General features: G+C 72.6%; 12 protein-coding genes. 3 read left to right on the top strand and 9 right to left on the bottom strand.

The window, feature by feature from the left end; translation table 11 throughout:
* Positions 1-52: 52 nt before the first annotated feature.
* A complete protein-coding gene (locus ACSDG8_RS27685) occupies positions 53-2,950 on the bottom strand; it encodes a glycoside hydrolase family 48 protein (RefSeq protein ID WP_210892350.1) in 2,898 nt (965 codons plus the stop codon).
* A gap of 857 nt (positions 2,951-3,807) precedes the next feature.
* Here ACSDG8_RS27685 and ACSDG8_RS27680 point away from each other — a divergent pair.
* Complete coding sequence (locus tag ACSDG8_RS27680) at positions 3,808-5,301, top strand: GH1 family beta-glucosidase (protein ID WP_210942481.1); 1,494 nt, start codon at positions 3,808-3,810, stop codon at positions 5,299-5,301.
* A 76-nt stretch (positions 5,302-5,377) separates the two neighbouring features.
* Here the strand turns inward: ACSDG8_RS27680 and ACSDG8_RS27675 are convergent, their stop codons facing one another.
* The 3 genes from ACSDG8_RS27675 to ACSDG8_RS27665 all read right to left on the bottom strand — a co-directional run bounded on the left by ACSDG8_RS27675 (position 5,378) and on the right by ACSDG8_RS27665 (position 9,877).
* Positions 5,378-5,800, bottom strand: a complete 423-nt coding sequence (locus tag ACSDG8_RS27675) for a roadblock/LC7 domain-containing protein (RefSeq protein WP_013287300.1) — start codon at positions 5,798-5,800, stop codon at positions 5,378-5,380.
* Positions 5,797-8,385, bottom strand: a complete 2,589-nt coding sequence (locus ACSDG8_RS27670) for a sensor histidine kinase (RefSeq protein ID WP_307871154.1) — start codon at positions 8,383-8,385, stop codon at positions 5,797-5,799. The genes ACSDG8_RS27675 and ACSDG8_RS27670 overlap by 4 nt, the downstream gene beginning before the upstream one ends.
* A gap of 121 nt (positions 8,386-8,506) precedes the next feature.
* Positions 8,507-9,877, bottom strand: a complete 1,371-nt coding sequence (locus ACSDG8_RS27665; protein WP_210942483.1) for an FGGY family carbohydrate kinase — start codon at positions 9,875-9,877, stop codon at positions 8,507-8,509.
* A 220-nt stretch (positions 9,878-10,097) separates the two neighbouring features.
* On the opposite strand from ACSDG8_RS27665, the gene ACSDG8_RS27660 reads away from it, so the two are divergent.
* Positions 10,098-12,017, top strand: a complete 1,920-nt coding sequence (locus tag ACSDG8_RS27660; protein ID WP_210891664.1) for a chorismate-binding protein — start codon at positions 10,098-10,100, stop codon at positions 12,015-12,017.
* A gap of 69 nt (positions 12,018-12,086) precedes the next feature.
* Here the strand turns inward: ACSDG8_RS27660 and wrbA are convergent, their stop codons facing one another.
* Positions 12,087-12,704, bottom strand: a complete 618-nt coding sequence (gene wrbA, locus ACSDG8_RS27655; protein WP_210891662.1) for an NAD(P)H:quinone oxidoreductase — start codon at positions 12,702-12,704, stop codon at positions 12,087-12,089.
* Between the two features lie 325 nt (positions 12,705-13,029).
* On the opposite strand from wrbA, the gene ACSDG8_RS27650 reads away from it, so the two are divergent.
* Positions 13,030-14,133 carry a winged helix DNA-binding domain-containing protein gene (locus tag ACSDG8_RS27650; protein WP_210891660.1) on the top strand — a complete coding sequence of 368 codons (1,104 nt, stop codon included), beginning with the start codon at positions 13,030-13,032 and terminating at the stop codon, positions 14,131-14,133.
* Positions 14,134-14,359: 226 nt separating this feature from the next.
* Here ACSDG8_RS27650 and ACSDG8_RS27645 read toward each other — a convergent pair whose 3' ends face one another.
* Genes ACSDG8_RS27645 through ACSDG8_RS27630 form a run of 4 tightly spaced genes read right to left on the bottom strand, consistent with a single transcriptional unit; the run spans position 14,360 to position 18,700 of the window.
* The gene (locus ACSDG8_RS27645; protein WP_210891658.1) at positions 14,360-15,568 is read right to left on the bottom strand and encodes an ABC transporter ATP-binding protein; all 1,209 of its coding nucleotides are present in this window, start codon (positions 15,566-15,568) and stop codon (positions 14,360-14,362) included.
* A gap of 9 nt (positions 15,569-15,577) precedes the next feature.
* Positions 15,578-16,414: a carbohydrate ABC transporter permease gene (locus tag ACSDG8_RS27640; RefSeq protein WP_210891656.1), complete on the bottom strand. Its 837-nt coding sequence runs from the start codon at positions 16,412-16,414 to the stop codon at positions 15,578-15,580.
* A gap of 1 nt (position 16,415) precedes the next feature.
* Entirely contained in the window at positions 16,416-17,417 is a 1,002-nt protein-coding gene (locus tag ACSDG8_RS27635; RefSeq protein WP_247678048.1) for a carbohydrate ABC transporter permease, read from the bottom strand.
* A complete protein-coding gene (locus ACSDG8_RS27630) occupies positions 17,414-18,700 on the bottom strand; it encodes an ABC transporter substrate-binding protein (RefSeq protein ID WP_210891654.1) in 1,287 nt (428 codons plus the stop codon). Before ACSDG8_RS27630 ends, ACSDG8_RS27635 begins: the two co-directional genes overlap by 4 nt.
* Between the last annotated feature and the right edge of the window lie 273 nt (positions 18,701-18,973).

The raw sequence follows: 18,973 nt of genomic DNA, 5'->3' as shown, positions 1-18,973 counted from the left end.
GTCGGCCTCCTTCGTGGGCGGGCTCGCACCCGCCCACGAAGGAGAGGTCACCTCACCCTTGCGGGAAGTAGGTGCCGTAGTCGGCGTACGCCATGGCGATGTCCGCCTGCGCCCAGAACCGGTGGTAGTTGAAGACCGGCTCGGGACCGCCGTCCAGGTACGCCTGCACCTTCGGCCAGTCCGGGTCGTTCTTGTAGAACGAGCGGATGTCCAGGAAGCTCTTGCCGGGGGCGATCGCGTCGCCGTTGGGCATCTTCCCGGTCCAGCCGTTGGGGATGTAGAGGCCCTGGCCGTCGGCGGCGTTGTAGACGTCGTCGAAGCGCTTGTAGTCGCCGCGCTTCTCCGGCGTCGAGACGCCCTTGCTGTCGGCGGACGCCGAGAGCGCGTCCAGCAGGCCCTTGGCGGTGTCCTTCGCCGCGGTGTTGCCGGACTTGGCCGCGTACGCGATGAGCGTGCGGGCGTAGGCGCCGGCGACGCCGACGTCCTGGCCCTTGACCGTCACCTCGACGTGCAGGTTGGTGTTCGGCTGCGGGCTGCTGGGGTTCCAGTTGGCCGGCTGGCCCGTCCACTTCATGTCCGACGGGATCGACCAGTTGGTGCCCAGCGTGGTGTTGGCGATCGCCCACGGCACCCACTTGTCCAGCAGCGCCTTGGCCTTCGCGTTGCCGGTCTCCAGGTACAGCTCGGCGATGCGCTGCATCGACCATGCCTGCATGCCGAACCACTGGTTCGACGGCGGGTCGTTGTATACCGGGTCGACGTCGTAGAACATGCCGTAGAAGGTGGCGGTGCCGGCCGGCGGCTGGGCGTAGCTGCCGTCCCAGCTGTTGGTGGCGCCACCGGCGATGCCGCCCTCGGCCGACTGGAGCCAGGTGTAGAACTCCAGCTGCCGGTCGAGGCTCTTCTGCCAGTCGGAGGACGCGGTCGGCGACTTCGGCTTCAGCTCCGCGACGTTGGTCATCACCCACGCCGCGAACGGGTTCTGGTAGCCGAAGTGGCTGTGGCTGGAGCCGATCCGCCACGACCAGTTCTGCGAGGTGTCGTACGCGCCACCCCAGGCGTAGTACCAGGAGAGCAGGTAGTGCGCCGAGTCACGGCCGGAGGCCGCCGGGCAGGTGCTCGCGCCGACGCAGTTGCCGATCTTCTTGAAGTACTTGTCGAACAGCGCGTAGCGCAGGTAGTCGCCCATCTTGGCGGCCTTGGCCACGGTGGCCGCCACGTCGGCCGCCTTGCCCTGCGCCTTGGCCCAGGTCAGCGCCCAGTAGGCGGCCTGGACGGCACGCGCGTCGGCGTCCGGCGCGTTGGTGTACTTCCACTGCTTGGCCGGGGCGCTGGACTCCTTGACGAACAGGTCCAGGTAGCCGTTCGGGCCGCCGTGCTTGAACGTGTCGCAGGACGGCTGCGGCACGGTCTCCCACACCGACTCCTGGGTGCCCCGCTGGAAGGTGTTGATGTACGCGGGCCGGGTGGTGCCGTCGCCGCAGTGGCCGTAGCCGTAGGTGTTGTCGACGTCGAGCAGCCAGTGCATGCCGTAGATGTCACCGGTGCCGTACGTGGACTGCAGCTCCGAGCGCAGCGGGTCCTGGCCGACCGGGACGCTGGCCTCCAGCGCCGACGGGTACTGGCTGGGCAGGTTGTGCTCGGCGGCGTACTGCGGGGTGCCGGGCGAGCCGGCGGTGGCCTGGTCGGCGTGCGACGGGATGATGTACTTCTCCATCACCGTCCAGGCGTTGTTGAACGGGGCCCAGTTCTGGGTGACCCGGCCGTACTGCGCCTCCAGCCAGAGCCAGAAGCTGAACGCCTCCGAGGTGGTCTCGTGGCCGTGGTCGGGCGCCTCGACGATGAGCGTCTCGATCGAGTGGTACGGCACGCCCTCGGGGCTGAAGTACCCCGAGTTCTTGATCTTGCCGTACTGGTCGAGGAACTTCTTGATGTAGGCGTTGTCGCCACCGGGGCTGTCGTTGTCCGCCTCGGTCGCGACGACGGAGACCGGCGCGTAGCCGGTGGCCGACGCGGTGATGGTGGCGGTGCCGCCGACCGTGTCGGCGTCCTCCGCGGCGGAGACCGTGGCGGTGACGCCGGTGCTCCAGTTGCTCGAGGTGAGCGTCAGCGTGGACGGCGAGACCGTGATGTCGCTGTCACCGGTGACGGCGAGGGTCACCGGCACGTTGGCGGTGGGCGCCGCGCTGAGCGTGTACCGGACCGTGGCGCTGCTGCCCTCGCCCACGGTGACCGCGGACGGCGTGGCGACCAGCTTCGGCCCGGTGGCCGCGGTCACGGTGAACGACTTCTCCGAGACCGCCGAGGCGCCGGCGTTGTCGTACGCCTTGGCCTGCACGGTGTAGCTGCCGGCCGGCAGGTCGAGCAGGTCGTAGCCGTACGGCGCGGTGGTGTCGGTGTTGACCAGCAGGCCGTTGCGGTAGAACTCGACCTTGCTGATGGTGCCGTCGGGGTCGCTGGCGGTCGCGGTGAGCGGGACGTCCGCCGGCGCCTCGAACGGGCCGGACGGCACGCCGAGCGAGACCGTCGGCGGCTGGTTGGTCTGCGCGCCGTTGCACGCCACGCCGTTGAGGGTGAACGCGGTGGGCTTCGGGTTGCTGCCGCTGAAGCTGCCGTTGAAGCCGATGCTCGTGGACGCGCCGGCGGGCAGGCTGCCGTTCCACGACTCGTTCGTCGCGGTCACCTCGCTGCCGGACTGGCTCCACCGGGCCGACCAGCCCTGAACCACGCGCTGGCTGCTGTTCGGGAAGGTGAACTTCAGCGACCAGTTGTTGAGCGCGTCGCCCAGGTTCTTGATGGTCACGTTGGCGGTGAAGCCGTTGTTCCAGTCGGTCGTCGCATACGTCACGTCGCAGGCGGGCGCGGCCTGGGCGGCGCCCGCGGGCAGGGCCACCCCGCCTATGACGAGGGCGGCGGCGGCGAGCATCGCCGTACGGCGACGTCTGGCCAGAAGTCTCATGTGGGCGGTGTCTCCTCGGACCGGGCCGGGACCTCAGGGGCCCCGGCGGGGCGCCTCCACGCGACGACGGGGCGTACGCGGGGGGACGGAGGCGTCCGGAAAGGTGGTCGTCCCGGCCGTGCCGGGGATCGGGGCGCCGCACCGGTTAGTCACCGGGTGCCCTCGGCGGCCCGCGCTCGCGTTCACTGGCTCCGCGTGGCGTGACGAGAGTGTGACATGGAAGCGCTCCCACCACAACGGCCAGCGCAGATACGAGCTTCCATGTTTCGATCTCGTTTAGGGGCTTTTCCAAACCCGTGACGGGCGTTACAGTCGCAGCATCGCCGATGGGAGCGCTTCCATCGACGGAGATACAAGTACTGGATCGCCGGGTACGCCCGTGCCCGGCGCGTCGGCCCAGAGGCCGGCGGCGGACCAGCCCGGACGCCGCCACCGGCCGCCACCCGCCAGACGGAGGGAGGTGGAACCAGAGCCACTCGCGTGGCCCGGCTCCCGCGCGACGCGCACGACGGACGCCAATTCCACTTCGTGCGTGTGTGCACCATCGGTGGGGACGGGGGTTGCCCTCCCCCGTCCCCACACTAAACCCCCGTTGTCGACGGCAAAAGAGGCCGACGGGACAGGCGTGTCACGCCACCCGGACGGCCTTTCTCGCTATCCACCCCATCCCTCGCCGCTCACGCCGCCCCGAGCGGCGTTCCCGAGCGACGCCCCCGCCCACCCACTTTCCGGCCGCCCGCCGGCCGCGCCGCACCTCGCCGCGACCGCCGGATCAGGGCCGGCCGCTCCCTGGCTATGATGGGAGCGCTCCCGGCCCAGGGCGGCCCGTCACTCCGAGGAGAAACCTCATGTCGTTACTCACCCGACGGCGCCTGCTCCGCCGCGCCGCCCTGTCCGCGACCGCGGCCGGCGCGGCCCGGACCGGGCTAGCCGGCGCCACAGCGGCGGCGACCGCCGCGTCGACCGTCGCGCTCGGCGGCTGCGACAGTCCGCCCGAGCGCGCCACCGACCCGGAGCAGGACCGCGGACTGCGCTTCCCGGACGGCTTCGGCTGGGGCGCGGCGACCTCGGCCTACCAGATCGAGGGGGCCGCCAAGGAGGACGGGCGGGGTGAGTCCGTCTGGGACACCTTCAGCCACACGCCGGGGCGCATCCGCAACGGCGACACCGGTGACGTCGCGGCCGACCACTACCACCGGTACGCCCAGGACCTCGACCTGATGCGCGACCTGGGGCTGCGCAGCTACCGGTTCTCCATCTCCTGGCCCCGCATCCAGGCCGACGGCTCCGGCCGCCCCAACCAGCGCGGCCTCGACTTCTACCGCCGCCTGGTGGACGGGCTGCACGAGCGCGGCATCGCGCCGATGGCCACGCTGTTCCACTGGGATCTCCCCCAGGCCCTCCAGGACGCCGGCGGCTGGGAGAACCGGGACACCGCCGAGCGCTTCGCCGAGTACGCCGACGCGGTGTTCCGCGCCCTCGGCGACCAGGTGCCGGTCTGGCTGACCATCAACGAGCCGAAGACCGTGGTGCAGAACGGCTACATCTGGGGCCACCACGCCCCGGGCTTCCAGGACGAGGACGCGGCGTACCTGGTCGCCCACCACCTTCAGCTCGCCCACGGCCTCGCCGTGCAGGCGCTGCGCGCCTCCGGCGTCTCCGGCCGGATCGGGCCTGCCCTCAACCTGCACCCCTGCTACCCCGCCGACGACACCGCCGAGGCGGCCGCCGCGACCAAGCTCTACGACGGCTACGAGAACCGCCTCTACCTCGACTCGATCTTCAAGGGCGCGTACCCGCAGGACGTGCTGGAGGACCGCGGCCCGGACAGCCGGATGGTCCGCGGCGTCCGCGACGGCGACCTGAAGATCATCTCCAGCCCGGTCGACCTGCTCGCCGTGCAGTACTACACGCCGATCTACGTCACCGGCGCCGGCAGCACGGTCCGCAAGTGGCCCACCTCCGAGGCGGAGTGGCAGCAGATCTACCCCGAGGGCATGTACGACATCCTGACCCGGGTCACCCGCGACTACGGCCGGGTGCCGATCACCATCACCGAGAACGGCCTGCCCTGCCCCGACGTGCCCGGCGCGGACGGCAACATCGACGACGCCGGACGGGTCAGCTTCCTGCGCGACCACTTCGCCGCCGCCCACCGGGCGATCCGCGACGGCGTGCCGCTGGAGAGCTACCACGTCTGGTCGCTGCTGGACAACTTCGAGTGGGCCGAGGGGTACGAGCAGCGCTGGGGCCTGGTCTACGTGGACTACCCGAGCCAGCGGCGGGTGCTCAAGCGCAGCGCCCACTGGTACCGCGACGTGATCCGCCGCAACGGGCTGTAGGAGGTACGGCCCGGCCGGCTGCGTGCCGGCCGGGCCCCCACGTCGGCGGATCGGCGCGCACGCGCCGGGCCGCGTCTCAGCGCGGCAGCGCCTGCTGGAGTTCGGCCCGCAGCGCCGGGGTGAGCATCTCGCCGGCCTGCTTGGCCAGCCGCGCCATCTCGTAGCCGACCACGCCGATGTCGGCGTCCGCCCCGGCCAGCGTGGCCAGGATCGAGCCGTCCCGGATCTGCATCACCAGGAAGTAGCCGCGCCCCATCTCCACCACTGTCTGCTTGACGACGTCGCCGTCGAACATCTGGGCCGCGCCCGCGGTGATGCTCATCAGGCCGGAGGTCACCGCGGCGAGCTTGTCCGCGTGGTCCCGGGGCAGATGCGCCGAGATCGCCACCAGGAGCCCGTCGGAGGACACCACCACCGCGTGCGCCACCCCGGGAACGCGCTCCGCGAACGCGTTCACCAGCCAGCTCAGGTCGCGTGCCTCCTGGCTCAACGTCGTCACTGTCGTCGTCCTCCTTCGTCGCGCGGCAGGTACATCTCGGTGGTCTCCTCGGCTTCGGCGCGCCGCACCCCGCTGTAGAGGCGCGACAGCATGCCGCCGACCGCCTCCGGGTCCGGCTCGTGCCGCATCACCGGACGGTCAGCGGGGGACGCCGGGGCGAGCTGGGCCATCGGCACGCGTACCGGAAGCCCGCGCTCGTTGGTCCCTCCGGTCACCGGCGTCGCCGCCGGGGCGGGCGTCACACCCAGCGTCGACGCCGTTGGCCCCTGCCGACTGAACCAGCCGCCACCAGCGGGGCCGGCGGCAGCCGGGGTCAGGACGTCCTCGGCCCGGCCCGGCCGGGGTCGCGGCACGGCGCCGGCCGGCGCGGCGGGCGCCGGCGACCCGGCCGGCGACGCCTCCGGCCCGTCACCGAGCGGCCGGCCGGTCAGCGGCGACACCGGCAGCGCCGCCGGCTGGCCGGGCGCCGGACGCCATCCGGCCACCGGCAGCTCGGCCGTCGGCGCGGCCAGCGCGCCGGACGCCGCGACCGGGCCGGTGAGCACGCGGGCGGCGTTGTCCGTCCCCGGCGTGAGCCGGGCCGGGGACGGCCGGTCCGCCTCCGGCGCGGGCGCCTCGGCCAGCAGCTCGGCCGGGATCCGCACCCGGGCGACCAGGCCCGCGCCGGCGGCCTGCAACCACACCCGTACGCCGTTGCGGGCGCCGAGGTGGCTGACCACGAACAGACCCATCCGTTCCGAGGCCGACACGTCGGCGGCCGGCGGCTCGGCCAGCACCGCGTTCGCCTCTGCCAGCGCCGCCGGGCTCATGCCCAGCCCTTCGTCGACGACCTGCACGAGCGCGCCCCGGCCGTCCGGCTCGACGACGACCCGCACCGTGGTCTCCGGGCGGGAGAAGGCCGTGGCGTTCTCCAGCAGCTCCGCGAACAGGTGCACCAGGTCACCCACCGCGTGCCCGACGATGTGCAGGTCCGTCCGGTTCTCATGGCGTACCCGCTGATACTGCTCGATCTCCGCGCTCGCGGCCAGCAGCACCGCGCCCAGACCCACCGGGCGGTTCCACCGCCGGGTCGACTCGCTGCCGGCGAGCACCAGCAGGCTCTCGTCGTTACGGCGCATGCGGGCGGCGAGGTGGTCGAGCTTGAACAGGTTCTCCAGCTGGTCCGGGTCGCTCTCCTCGCGTTCGAGGTCGTCGAGAAGCTCCAGCTGGCGCTCGACGAGCACCTGGCTGCGCCGGGCCAGGTTGACGAACATGGCGTTGACGTTGCGCCGCATCATCGCCTGCTCGACCGCCACGTCCACGGCGCTGCGGTGCACCGCGACGAACGCCTCCGCCAGCTCGCCGATCTCATCCTGCGAGTCGATCACCGCGGGCGGCACGTCGATCGCGCCGACCGGACGGTCGACCGTACGCAGCCGTTCCAGCGTCAGCGGCAGGTCCACCTGCGCGATCCGCAGCGCCTGGCCCCGCAGCTGCCGCATGCCGCGGGCCACCGACCGGCCGACCAGCAGCGAGATCAGCACCGCCACCAGCAGCACGGTGGCGATGCCACCGGCCACCAGCAGCGTGTCGCGCAGCTGCCGGGCGCTGGCGTCGTCGGCCCGGCGTACCGCGTCGTCGACGACCCCGCTCTCCATCTGGCGCAGCAGCTCCTGCCGCTGCTCACTCGCCGCCCACCACTGCGCCGCGTCGAGCAGGACCGGCTTCGCGTCGCCCCCGCCGGGCAGGGTCCGCTCCTCCATCCGGGTGGCCGCGACGAAGGCCGGGTCGACCGAGGTCTGGTCGTAGCGGCGGATCTGGTCGGCGGTCGCCGCGACCCGGAACGCGCCGAGCGCGGTGAGCTGCTGGGCCCGCAGGTCGCTGAGCGTCACCTGGTCGTCGGCCTCGTACCGGCCGGACCGGGCGGCGGCGTACAGCTCCGCGCGGATCCGCGAGGACAGCTCCTTGACGCGGGACAGCTGCACGTAGCGCAGCACCGCCTCGGTCAGCTCCTGCCGGCCGCCGCCGGGCGACGGCTCGGCCAGCAAATTCAGCAGCGCCGCGACGGACCGGTGGTAGTTGCTGAGGACGGTGTCGCTGGACAGCACCGCCGGCGCCACCGCCGACCGGATGTTGACCACCTGGTCGTACGCCTCCAGCGCCTCCGAGTAGGACACGCGCCAGGCGGCGTCGGCGTCGGCGTCGGCCAGCGGCGTGGCCGCGGCACGCAGCTCCGCCATCGCGCGGTCGGTGGCCTCCTGGAGGGGCTTGAGCGCGGCGACCGCGGCGTCCCGGTCGGCGCCGGTGCCCGCGCGGCGCAGTCCCGCCAGCTCCCCGGCGGTGCGGTCCCGCTCGTGCTGGAGCCGGTCGACGGCGACGGCGATCTGCCGGCCGATGCCCACCTGCTCGGCGAAGGCGCTCAGCGTGGTGGTCTGCCCGACCAGCCCGCGCGTCTGGATGCCGGCCAGGACGAGGAACGCCAGCGACGGGATCACCAGCACGGTGGCGAGCTTGGTGCCCATCCGCCAGTCCCGCAGCCGGAACCCGGAGCGCCGCCGGTTCGGCTGCGCGACAGCGCCACGAGCCGGGTCGGGACCTGCGCCCACGCCTGCCTCCTCGTCCCACTCCACCACGTCGGGGAGCGGAGTCCATCCAACCAGGCCGGCGGTCGGTGTCAACGGCCGCCCGGACGGCACGAGCAGGCCGGTCAGCGCTCCGGACGGACAGTCACGCGTGTGAGGCGGTCTCGTCCGTTCGACCGATGCCCCCGATGTGGGCCGCCTCGGGCAGACGGCCCAGCGCCACGAGCGCCGCGCCGGCCGCCCCGATCTCCGGGTTGCGTTGCCACCGCACCTCGCGCGGGGCGAGCACGTCGGCGAACGCCGCGCGCCACCACGGCGAGGCGGTCAGCGCCCCGCCGCCGAGGACCACCTCCATCGGCTCGCCGACGCCGCCCTCCAGCAGGGCCAGGTCGTCGGCGACGAGCCGGCACAGGCCCTCCATCAGCCCGGCGAGGACGTCCACGGCGGTGGTGCCGAAGCTGAGCCCGCGCAGCTCGCCCGAGCCCGCCGGGGCCGTGCCCGGCGGCCGGTCACCGCCCAGCCGCGGGTTGGCCCGCACCGACCCGGAGGCGCGGCGCAGCGCCGCCTCGAGCGCCGCGCCCTCCGGCAGCCGCAGCTCCCGGTTGGCCCAGGCGAACAGGTTGCCGCCGCTGGAGTACGCCGCGCCGGTCACCACATGGTTGTGGTCGACCCGGTACCGCCAGAGCTGCTCCGGCAGCGGCGGCGGTTCCGCGCCCGGCGGTACGGCCTGCATCATGCGGACCGCGGCGGAGGTGCCGACTGTCACCGCCGCGCGTGTCGGGTCGACGCAGCCCGACCCGACGTTGGCGGCCGCCCCGTCGCCGACCGGCGGCGCCCACCGCGCCCGGGCCAGCTGCGGCCAGCGCCGCGCGTGCTCCGCGTTCAGCCGTCCGTGCCAGCCGTCCGGGGCCAGCCGCAGCAACTGCTCCGGGCGTATCCCGGCCAGCTCGCACGCCTCCGGGTCCCAGTCCAGGCGCCGCAGGTCGAGCAGTCCGGTGCCGGACGCCATCGACATGGACATCGGCACCTCGCCGAGCAGCGCCCCGAGCACGTACTCGGCCAGCCCGGTGAAGCGTGCGTTCCGCTCGCCGTGCGCCCGCAGCCAGGGCAGCCGCACCGTCCAGAAGCAGCGGTGCCACCAGGTGCCGGTACGCCTGTGGAAGTCCGCCGGGTCGGCCGGGCCGACCGCGCCGGGCAGCGGCTCCGGCCGGGTGTCCAGCCAGGTCAGCACCGGTCCCGACGGGGCGCCGTCGGCGGCGAGCGGCAGCACCGAGTGCCACTGCGCGGAGGTGGCCACCAGGTCCACGTCCCGCAGGTGCCCGCCGGCGGCCAGCTCGTCCAGGCACTCCATCAGGCACGCCAGGTAGGCCGGGCCGTCCAGCGTCCCGGTGCCGTCGTCCCCGGTGACCAGGTGCACCCGGCGACGGGCCAGCGCGCCCGGACGCGGCACGGCGTCCGCGTCGAGCACCAGCCCGCGCACCGAGGAGGTGCCCAGGTCGAGAGCGAGAATGTCCATCGCGGGTCAACCTACCCGGCGCGACCGGCTTACCGGAGGCGGGCCGATCGCGTACAGTCACGGTCATGCTCGCGCACCTGTCCTGCTGGTGGCCCGCCGACCCGGCGGCCCACTCCCGCGCGTAGCTTCCCCACGCGGCCGCCCGACGAGGCGGCCGCCGGTCTTCCCCGGCATCCCGGGTCGCCTTCACCGGCGGCCACCGGCCCACCGAGGAGACCCGATGACCCGCCCGTCCGACCCGCTCGCCGCCGTCGCGGCCGGCCGTGACCCCGGCCCGTTCGCGCTCGTCCGCCGCGAGGGCGCCGACCACGTCGACCTGTTCACCGGCCCGGTACGCACCGCCGACCGGCTCGCCGACCTGCCGCTGCCCGACGACGGCGTAGGCCCGCGCACGCTGGCCCTGGTGCCGTTCCGGCAGGTCACCGAACGTGGCTTCGAGTGCGTGGACGACGGCATGCCGCTGGAGTTCCTGACCGTCGAGGCGCACCGGCGGATACCGCTGGCCGAGTTGCTCGGCGCGCTGCCCGACGCCGCCGTACGCACCACCGGCGCGGGTTTCGACATCGCCGACGACGAGTACGCGGCGCTGGTGGACCGGGTGCTGGCCGACGAGATCGGCCGGGGTGAGGGCGCGAACTTCGTCATCCACCGCACCATGTGCGCCACGGTGCAGGGCGACCCGCTGGCCGCGGCCCTGGCCGCGCTGCGCCGGCTGCTGCTGCGCGAGCGGGGCGCGTACTGGACGTTCCTGGTGTACACCGGCGCCCGGATCCTGGTCGGCGCCAGCCCGGAGCGGCACGTCAGCGTCTCCGACGGCCTGGTCGAGATGAACCCGATCAGCGGCACGTTCCGGCACCGGGGCGAGACCGTCGACCGGGCCGCGCTGCTGCGCTTCCTGCACGACCCGAAGGAGGTGGAGGAGCTGTACATGGTGCTGGACGAGGAGCTGAAGATGATGGCCGTGGTCGCCGAGCACGGCGGCCAGGTGGTCGGGCCGTACCTGAAGGAGATGGCGCACCTGGCGCACACCGAGTACCTGCTGGCCGGACGGTGCTCCCGGGACGTACGCGAGGTGCTGCGGGAGACCATGTTCGCCCCGACCGTGACCGGCAGCCCGATGGAGAACGCCTGCCGGGTGATCGCCCGGCACGAACGCGCGGGAAGGCGCTACTACGCCGGGGTCCTCGCGCTGCTCGGCCGCGACGAGCAGGGCCGGCAGACGCTTGATGCGCCGATCCTGATCCGGACCGCCGAGATCTCCCCCGAGGGCGCGCTGCGGGTGCCGGTCGGCGCCACGCTGGTCCGGCACTCGACGACCGCCGGGGAGGTGGCCGAGACGCACGCGAAGGCGGCGGGCGTGCTGGCCGCGCTCGGCCTCGGCCCGGACGCGCCGGGCGCCGGCGCCGAGCCGGTCGTCAGGTACGCCGACGACCCGGAGGTGCGCGCCGCGCTTGCCGCCCGCAACGCCCCGCTGGCCCGGTTCTGGCTGGAGCAGCGCAGGCCCGGTGCGCTCGCGCTGCGCGGGCTGGCCGGGCGGCGGGCGCTGATCGTCGACGGCGAGGACACGTTCACCGGCATGCTCGCCCACCAGCTCGGCGCGCTGGGCCTGGCGGTGACCCGGCGGGACTGGCCGGACCCGGGCCCGCTCGACGGTTACGACCTGGTGGTGGTCGGCCCCGGGCCGGGCGACCCGCGGGACCCGGCCGCGCCGAAGATGGCGGCGTTGCGGACGCTGCTGGCCGAGCTGCTCGCGTCGGGCCGGCCGACGCTCGCGGTGTGCCTGGGCCACCAGCTGCTCGCCGGGCTGCTGGGCCTGCCGCTGCACCGCCGGGACGCGCCGTACCAGGGGTTGCCGCGCGACGTGCCGGTGTTCGGGGTGACCCGCCGGGTCGGCTTCTACGCCAGCTTCACCGCCCGCGCCGACGCCGACCGGATGACCGGCCCGTACGGCCCGGTCGAGCTGTCCCGCGACCCGGCCGACGGCGCGGTGCACGCGCTGCGCGGGACGGGTTTCGCCGGGGTGCAGTTCCACCCGGAGTCGGTGCTCAGCCAGGACGGCACGTCGGTCCTGGCGGATCTGCTCGGACATCTGCTCGACCGGCCCGCGCTGAGCGCGCATGGAGCGGTCGATCGCGGGTAGGGCGAGGGGCGACCGGTGGTCCGGACGGGTTCGAGAGCCCCCGTCCGGCCACCGGTCGCCATCTGCCGGTCAGCCGGCCATGCCCCGCTTCAGCGCGGCGCCCATGAGCGTGGCCCGCTTGGCGGTGAGCGCGGTGGCGGCCAGGGCCACGTGGTCCGGGGCCACCTCGCCGTTGTTGCTGGTGTGCGAGGCGCCGTACGGGTTGCCGGCGACGAACTGGCTCGGGTCGGTGTAGCCGGGGGTCACCACGATGCCGCCCCAGTGGTAGAAGACCGTGTACAGCGACAGCAGCGTCGCCTCCTGGCCGCCGTGCGACGTGGCGGTCGAGGTGAACCCGCTGTACACCTTGTCGGCGAGCGCGCCGGCGGCCCAGAGCGGGCCGGTGGTGTCGATGAACTGCTTGAGCTGGGCGGCGACCATGCCGTACCGGGTGGGCGAACCCATGATGATCACGTCGGCCCAGGACAGGTCGTCCGGCTGCGCCTCCATCACGTCCTGGGTCTCCAACCGGTGCGCCTGCCAGCCCGAGTTGGAGCGGATCGCCTCGTCGGGCGCCAGCTCACGCACCTTGCGCAGGCGCACCTCGGCACCGGCCTCCTCCGCCGCCTCGACGGCCGACTGCGCCATCTGGTAGGTGATGCCGGTCGCGCTGTAGTAGATCACCGCGACCTTGACCTGGCCATCCATCAGACGATCCCTCCTTGTTTGGGGTCAGCTCCCGCGACTACCCGTTACTTGTCGCGTCAAACGGCGGGCGTGGCATGTCCGGGAACACCCCGGCGGTCGCCTCGCGGCGGTCGCCGGGACTCGCCGACCGAGGCTCAAGATTTGCGCAAGTTCCGCGCGAAAACGCTTTCCCGGTCCAGCTCAGCGAGGATCCTGGTCGAACCGGCGCCAGCCACTTCGGCTGCCCCCGCGCCGGGAACCTGAACGGGGGATCGCGCTTCGTCGGCAGCGCGGCCGGCGCAGCGCGATCAGGGGCTTGTCGTACCCCGGGCCTACGCTGACGCCCGTGACGGTTCGCCTCAGCTGCGCCGAGGCGCTCGCGCTACGGATGACCGGCCTGCTGCTGCGCCCGCACCCGACGGCCCGCCCCGAGGGCGTCGCCGACGTGGTCGAGTGGTTCGGCGCCATGCAGGCCCAGGACGCCGCGAGCGGGTTGTGGTCGCTCGGCGTACGCCTTCCCGGCGCCACCCAGGACGACATCCGCGCGGCGCTGGAGCGGCGGGAAGCCCTGCGCACCTGGCCGATGCGCGGCACCGTGCATCTGGTCCCGGCCCGCGACGCGCGGTGGATGCTGGACCTGACCGGGGTGCGGACGCTGGCCGGGATCGCCGGGCGGTGGCGGCAGCTCGGGCTGAGCGTCGCCGACGGCGAACGGGCCGGTGAGGTGCTGGGTGCGGCGCTGACCGGCGGCGGCCGGCTCTCCCGCGCCGAGTGCCTGACGGCGCTGCGCGCCGCCGGGCTGGACACGGACGGGCAGCGCGGCTACCACCTGCTCTGGTACGCCAGCCAGCGCGGCGTCACCTGCATCGCCCCGCACGTCGGCACCGAGCAGACGTTCGCCCTGCTCGACGAGTGGGCGCCCGATCCACGCCGCCCGGAGCGCGACGAGGCGCTGGCGATGCTGGCGCACCGCTACGTGCGCGGGCACGGCCCGGTGAGCCGGCACGAGCTGGCCCGGTGGACCGGCCTGACCGTCACCGACGCGACCCGGGCGATCACGCTGGCCGGTGACCTGCTCGCCCCGGTCGAGGTGGACGGCGAGCCGGCGGTGGTCGACGCCACGCTGCTCGACGCGCCCCGCGCGCCCGTCGACGACGTGCACACCCTGCCCGGCTTCGACGAATACCTGCTCGGCTTCAAGGACAGGTCACTGATGCTCGACCCGGCGCACGCCGCGGCGGTGGTTCCCGGCAACAACGGAATGTTCCGCTCCACAGTGGTGCGCGGCGGGCGCGTGGTAGGCACCTGGACGCGGACGCTCGGCGCGAGGGCGGTGACCGTATCGGTGCAGCAGCTCGTGCCGTTCGACGCCGCGCTGCGCGCCCGGGTGGACGCCGCGCTGACGGGTTACGCCCGCTTCCTCGGCCTGGAGCTGCGCCACTCCTGGTGAGCGACGGCTCCCCCTACGCCACCGAGCGGGTCCGGCACGGCCGCAGCGGCACGCGCTCGTGCTCGGTGGAACGCCATGGGTGTCAAAACCGCGCCGAGACACCCGTGGCGTTCCACTCACGCCGATGGCCGACGACGGAGGCCAGCCGCGACGGAGGGTGGGGCCGGCCGGACAGGCCGAAGGGCCGGCGGCACCGCGTGCCACCGGCCCTTCGGCACGTCGCGGGTCAGTCGGCCAGGGCGCCGGCCGAGCGGCCCTCGTGCAGCGTCAGGTTGCGGCCGCTGCCCGGGTCGAACAGGTGGATCTTCTCCAGGTTGAACCACACCCGGCGCGACTCACCCTCGCGTACCGGCGACTCCGCCGACAGGCGGGTGACCAGGTTGGATCCGGCGCCGGCGAAGTCCGCGGCGCCCGTATCGGCGGCCAGTTCCTCCAGTTCGGCGGCGGTGGCGCGCTCCCCCTCGACGGTGAAGTAGACGTACTTGTCCGAGCCCATCGACTCGACGATGTCGACCGGCGCCTCGAACTCGACGCCCCGGCGGCGGGTCTCGTCGTCGATGAGCGCGGCGTCCTCGAAGTGCTCCGGGCGGATGCCGAGGATCAGCTCCCGGGGCGCGTCGCCGCCTTCCAGCTCGCGGCGGATCCGGTCGCCGATCGGCACGTCACCGATCGCGGTCCGCAGCCGGCCGTCCTCCACGACGGCGTGCACGAAGTTCATCGACGGCGAGCCGATGAACCCGGCGACGAAGAGGTTGCGCGGGTGGTCGTACAGCTCCTGCGGCGGGCCGACCTGCTGCACCGCGCCGCTGCGCATGATGACCACCCGGTCGCCGAGCGTCATCGCCTCGGTCTGGTCGTGGGTGACGTAGACGGTGGTGGTGCCGAGCTGCTTCTGCAGCCGCGAGACGACGGTGCGCATCTGCACGCGCAGCTTGGCGTCCAGGTTCGACAGCGGCTCGTCCATCAGGAACGCCTTGGGCTGGCGGACGATCGCCCGGCCCATCGCCACCCGCTGCCGCTGGCCGCCGGAGAGGTTGGCCGGCTTGCGGTCCAGCAACGCGGTCAGCTCCAGCACCTTCGCCGCCTCGTCGACCTTCTGGTTGATGGTTTCCTTGTCCATCTTCGCCAGCCGCAACGGGAACGCCATGTTCTCCCGTACGGTCATGTTCGGGTAGAGCGCGTACGACTGGAAGACCATGGCGATGTCGCGGTCCCGGGGCGCCTTGTCGTTGACCCGCTCGCCGCCGATGCGCAGCTCACCGGAGCTGATGTCCTCCAGCCCGGCGATCATGTTCAGCGTGGTGGACTTTCCGCAGCCCGACGGGCCGACCAGGATCACGAACTCGCCGTCGGCGATCTCCAGGTCGACGTCCTGCACCGCTGTCGTCCCGTCCGGGAACCGCTTGCTCACCTTGTCCAGCACGATGTCGGCCATTGCTATCACCTATCCCTTGACTGCGCCGGAGGTCAGACCGGAGACGATGCGGCGCTGGAAGAAGAGCACGAACAGGATGATCGGCACGGTGATCACCACGGCGGCGGCGCAGATCGCCCCGGTGGGGTCCTCGAACTGCGACTCGCCGGTGAAGAACTGCAGCGCCACCGGGACCGTGCGGGACCGCTCGGTCGAGGTGAGCGTGATCGCGAACAGGAAGTCGTTCCAGCAGAAGATGAAGACCAGGATGGCCGTGGTGAACACGCCCGGCGCGGCCAGCGGCGCGATCACCCGCCGGAACGCCTGGGCCTGGGTGGCGCCGTCCATCTTCGCCGCCTTCTCCAGGTCCCACGGGATCTGCTTGAAGAACGCCGACAGCGTGTAGATGGCGAGCGGAAGCGCGAACGTGATGTAGGGCAGGATCAGGCCCGGCCAGGTGTCGAACAGGCCGAGCTGCCGCTCGATCTCGAACAGCGGCGACACCAGCGACACCTGGGGGAACATCGCGATCAGCAGTGAGACGCCGACCAGCAGCTTCTTGCCGGGGAAATCCAGGCGGGAGATCGCGTACGCGGCCATCGCCCCGAGCACCACAGCGATGGTGGTGGCGATCAGCGCGATGCCGATGGAGTTGATCAGGGCCCGGACGAACTGGTCGGTGTCGAAGATGGTCCGGTAGTTGTCCAGCGTCCACTCGCGCGGCCAGAACTTGCCGTCGGTGAGCGTGGCCGGGGTCTTGAACGACAGCGAGGCGATCCAGAGCACGGGGACCAGCGCGAAGACGACGACCACGACGTCCAGCAGGCCCCAGCGCACCTTCGCCCGCGTGGTGGTTTCCACTGCCATGTCAGCGCCTCTCCCCATCGTCGCTGCCCGGGGCAGCGGTGCCGAACAGCTTCACGAACACGAAGGCGATGATCGCCACGGTGATGAAGATCAGCACCGACATCGTGGAGCCGATGCCGAGGTTCAGGCCCCGGATCAGGTTGTTGTAGGCGAGCATCGACACCGACGACGTCTCGTTGCCGCCGTTGGTGAGCACGAAGATGTTGTCGAAGACCCGGAACGCGTCGAGCGTGCGGAACAGCAGCGCGACCAGGATGGCCGGCTTCATCACCGGCAGCATCACCTTGGTGAACCGCTGCCACGCCGTCGCGCCGTCGGTGGAGGCCGCCTTGAGCAGGTCCTCCGGCACCAGCGCCAGCCCGGCCATCAGCAGCAGCGCCATGAACGGGGTGGTCTTCCAGATCTCCGCCAGCATGATGATCGCCAGCGAGCTGGCCCGCTCGGTCAGCGGGGCGCTGCCGTCGAACAGGTTCGCCAGGTAGCCGGTGCCCGGCGTCCAGGCGTACCGCCAGGAGAACGCCGCGACCACGGTGACGATGCCGTACGGGATCAGCGCGGCGGTGCGGACGATGCCCCGGCCGACGAGCGTCCGGTGCATGATCAGCGCCAGGCCCATGCCGAGCACCAGCTCGATCGCGACGGTGACCACGGTGATCAGTGCGGTGACCCCGAACGCGGTCCACCAGAAGTCGTTGGTGAGGACGGTGACGTAGTTCTCCAGCCCGACGAACTGCCGCTCGTCGGGGAAGCGCAGGTCGAAGCGTTGCAGCGACAGCCAGACCGAGTACAGGATCGGGTACGCGGTGACCAGCACCATGACCAGCGCGGCCGGCGCGCACAGCAGCCAGCCGAGCCGCCGTTCGGCCCGCTTGTTCTCGCTCAGCGGGGCGCGGGAGCCGCGCCGGGACCGCTGCTCCGGTACGGCGGCGTGCCGGCCGCCCGGCTTCTCGGACTCGGCCTCGGCGGCGGCCTGCGCGCCGGCCGGAGTGGCGTTCACGCTCATGGCAGAACCCCCTTGGACTCCAGCGCGTCGGAGATCGCCTTGCGCAGCTCGTCGGCGGTCTGCTCGGGCCGGATCGCCGACGGCGGCGACAGGATCGCCGACATCACCGTGGAGATGCTCTGGTACGCCGGGGTCAGCGGTCGCACCGCCGGCTCCTTCAGCTCCTCCAGGATGGTCTCCTTCATCGGGTACGCCTCGGTCATCTCCGGGTCGTCGTAGACGGCCTCGATGGTGGGCGGCACGCCGTCGTTGACGGCGGAGAACTTCTGGTTCTCGGCGTTGCGCAGGCAGCGGGCCACCTCGAACGCCTCCTCCGGGTGCTTGGAGTAGCTGCTGACCGCCAGGTTGACCCCGCCGATGGTGACCTTGCTGGGGGTGCCCGGGTCGATGCCCGGCACCCGGGCCCACTTCACGTTCTTCGCCAGTTCGGGGTTGGCCTCCTGGAGGGCCGGATAGACGAACGGCCAGTTCACCTGGAACGCGCCCTTGCCGGACTGGAACTCCAGCCGCACCGGGTCCTCCAGCGCGTTGCTGAACGACGGCGACGTCACGCCGGACGTGGCGAACTTCTTGAGCTGGTCGAGCGCGCGTACCGCGCCGGCGTCCATCTCCGCCTTCTTGCCGTCGTCACTGAGGATCTTGCCGCCGGCGCTCTCGGCGAGCGTGTTGTAGAGGACCACGAGGCCCTCGTACTGGGCGCCCATGGTCAGCACCTGGTACGGCTTGCCCTGCTCCTTGAGCTGCTGGGCGGCGGAGATCATCTCGTCCCAGGTCTTCGGCGGCTGCGACACCAGGTCGGTCCGGTACCACAGCAGCTGCACGTTCGTGTTCTTGGGCGCGGCGTAGAGCTTGTCCTCGTACCGGGCGGTGTCCAGCGGGCCGGCCAGCGTGCCCTGCTCCACCTCGGCCTTGTCCGGGCCGGTCCACTCCCGGATCCACTTCGCGCTGGCGAACTCCTGGGTCCAGGTGACGTCCAGGCCGAGCACGTCCATCCCGCTGTCCTGCGCGGCGAGCCGCCGCACCATCTGGACCCGCTGCTCGTCGGCCTCGCGCGGCAGCACCCGGTAGTCGATCCGGTACCGGCCCTGCGCCGCCGTGTTGCAGTTGTCGACGACCTTCTGCAGGTTCTGCTCGGGCGGGTAGTACAGGTTGATCGTGGGGACGCCGCCGTCGCCGCCGCCGGACCCGCAGGCGGCCAGCGGGGCCACCAACGCGAGCGCGGCGGCTGCCGCCGCCGCGCGTCCGGCCGGCCGTCGTGCGGCCGTGTCGGGGACTGTCGTCATCACCCTCCCCCTCTCTTCGGCGAAGAACCGGGGAGTGACCCGTGCCCCGGCGCACGGCGATTCGGCCGGAGTATCGGCCCGATCGCCGAACGCCCCGGGCGTGTCGTGCGGCTGAACGTGCCCGACCTGCGACGGAGCGAAACATCACGGACATGTGACGGTGACGGCGCGCACACCGCCGGGCGGCGCGACGACGGCGCGGCCGACACGCCGTCCCACGTGGTGAAACGGCGAGGCTACCGAGCGTCAGCGGTCGTGCATTAGCGTGGGGCT

The organism is Micromonospora sp. LA-10 (assembly GCF_051853095.1).
In the GTDB taxonomy this organism is placed as follows: domain Bacteria; phylum Actinomycetota; class Actinomycetes; order Mycobacteriales; family Micromonosporaceae; genus Micromonospora; species Micromonospora echinospora_A.
Note: the sequence above shows the minus strand (reverse complement) of the source record. Positions and strands in the feature narration are given on the sequence as shown.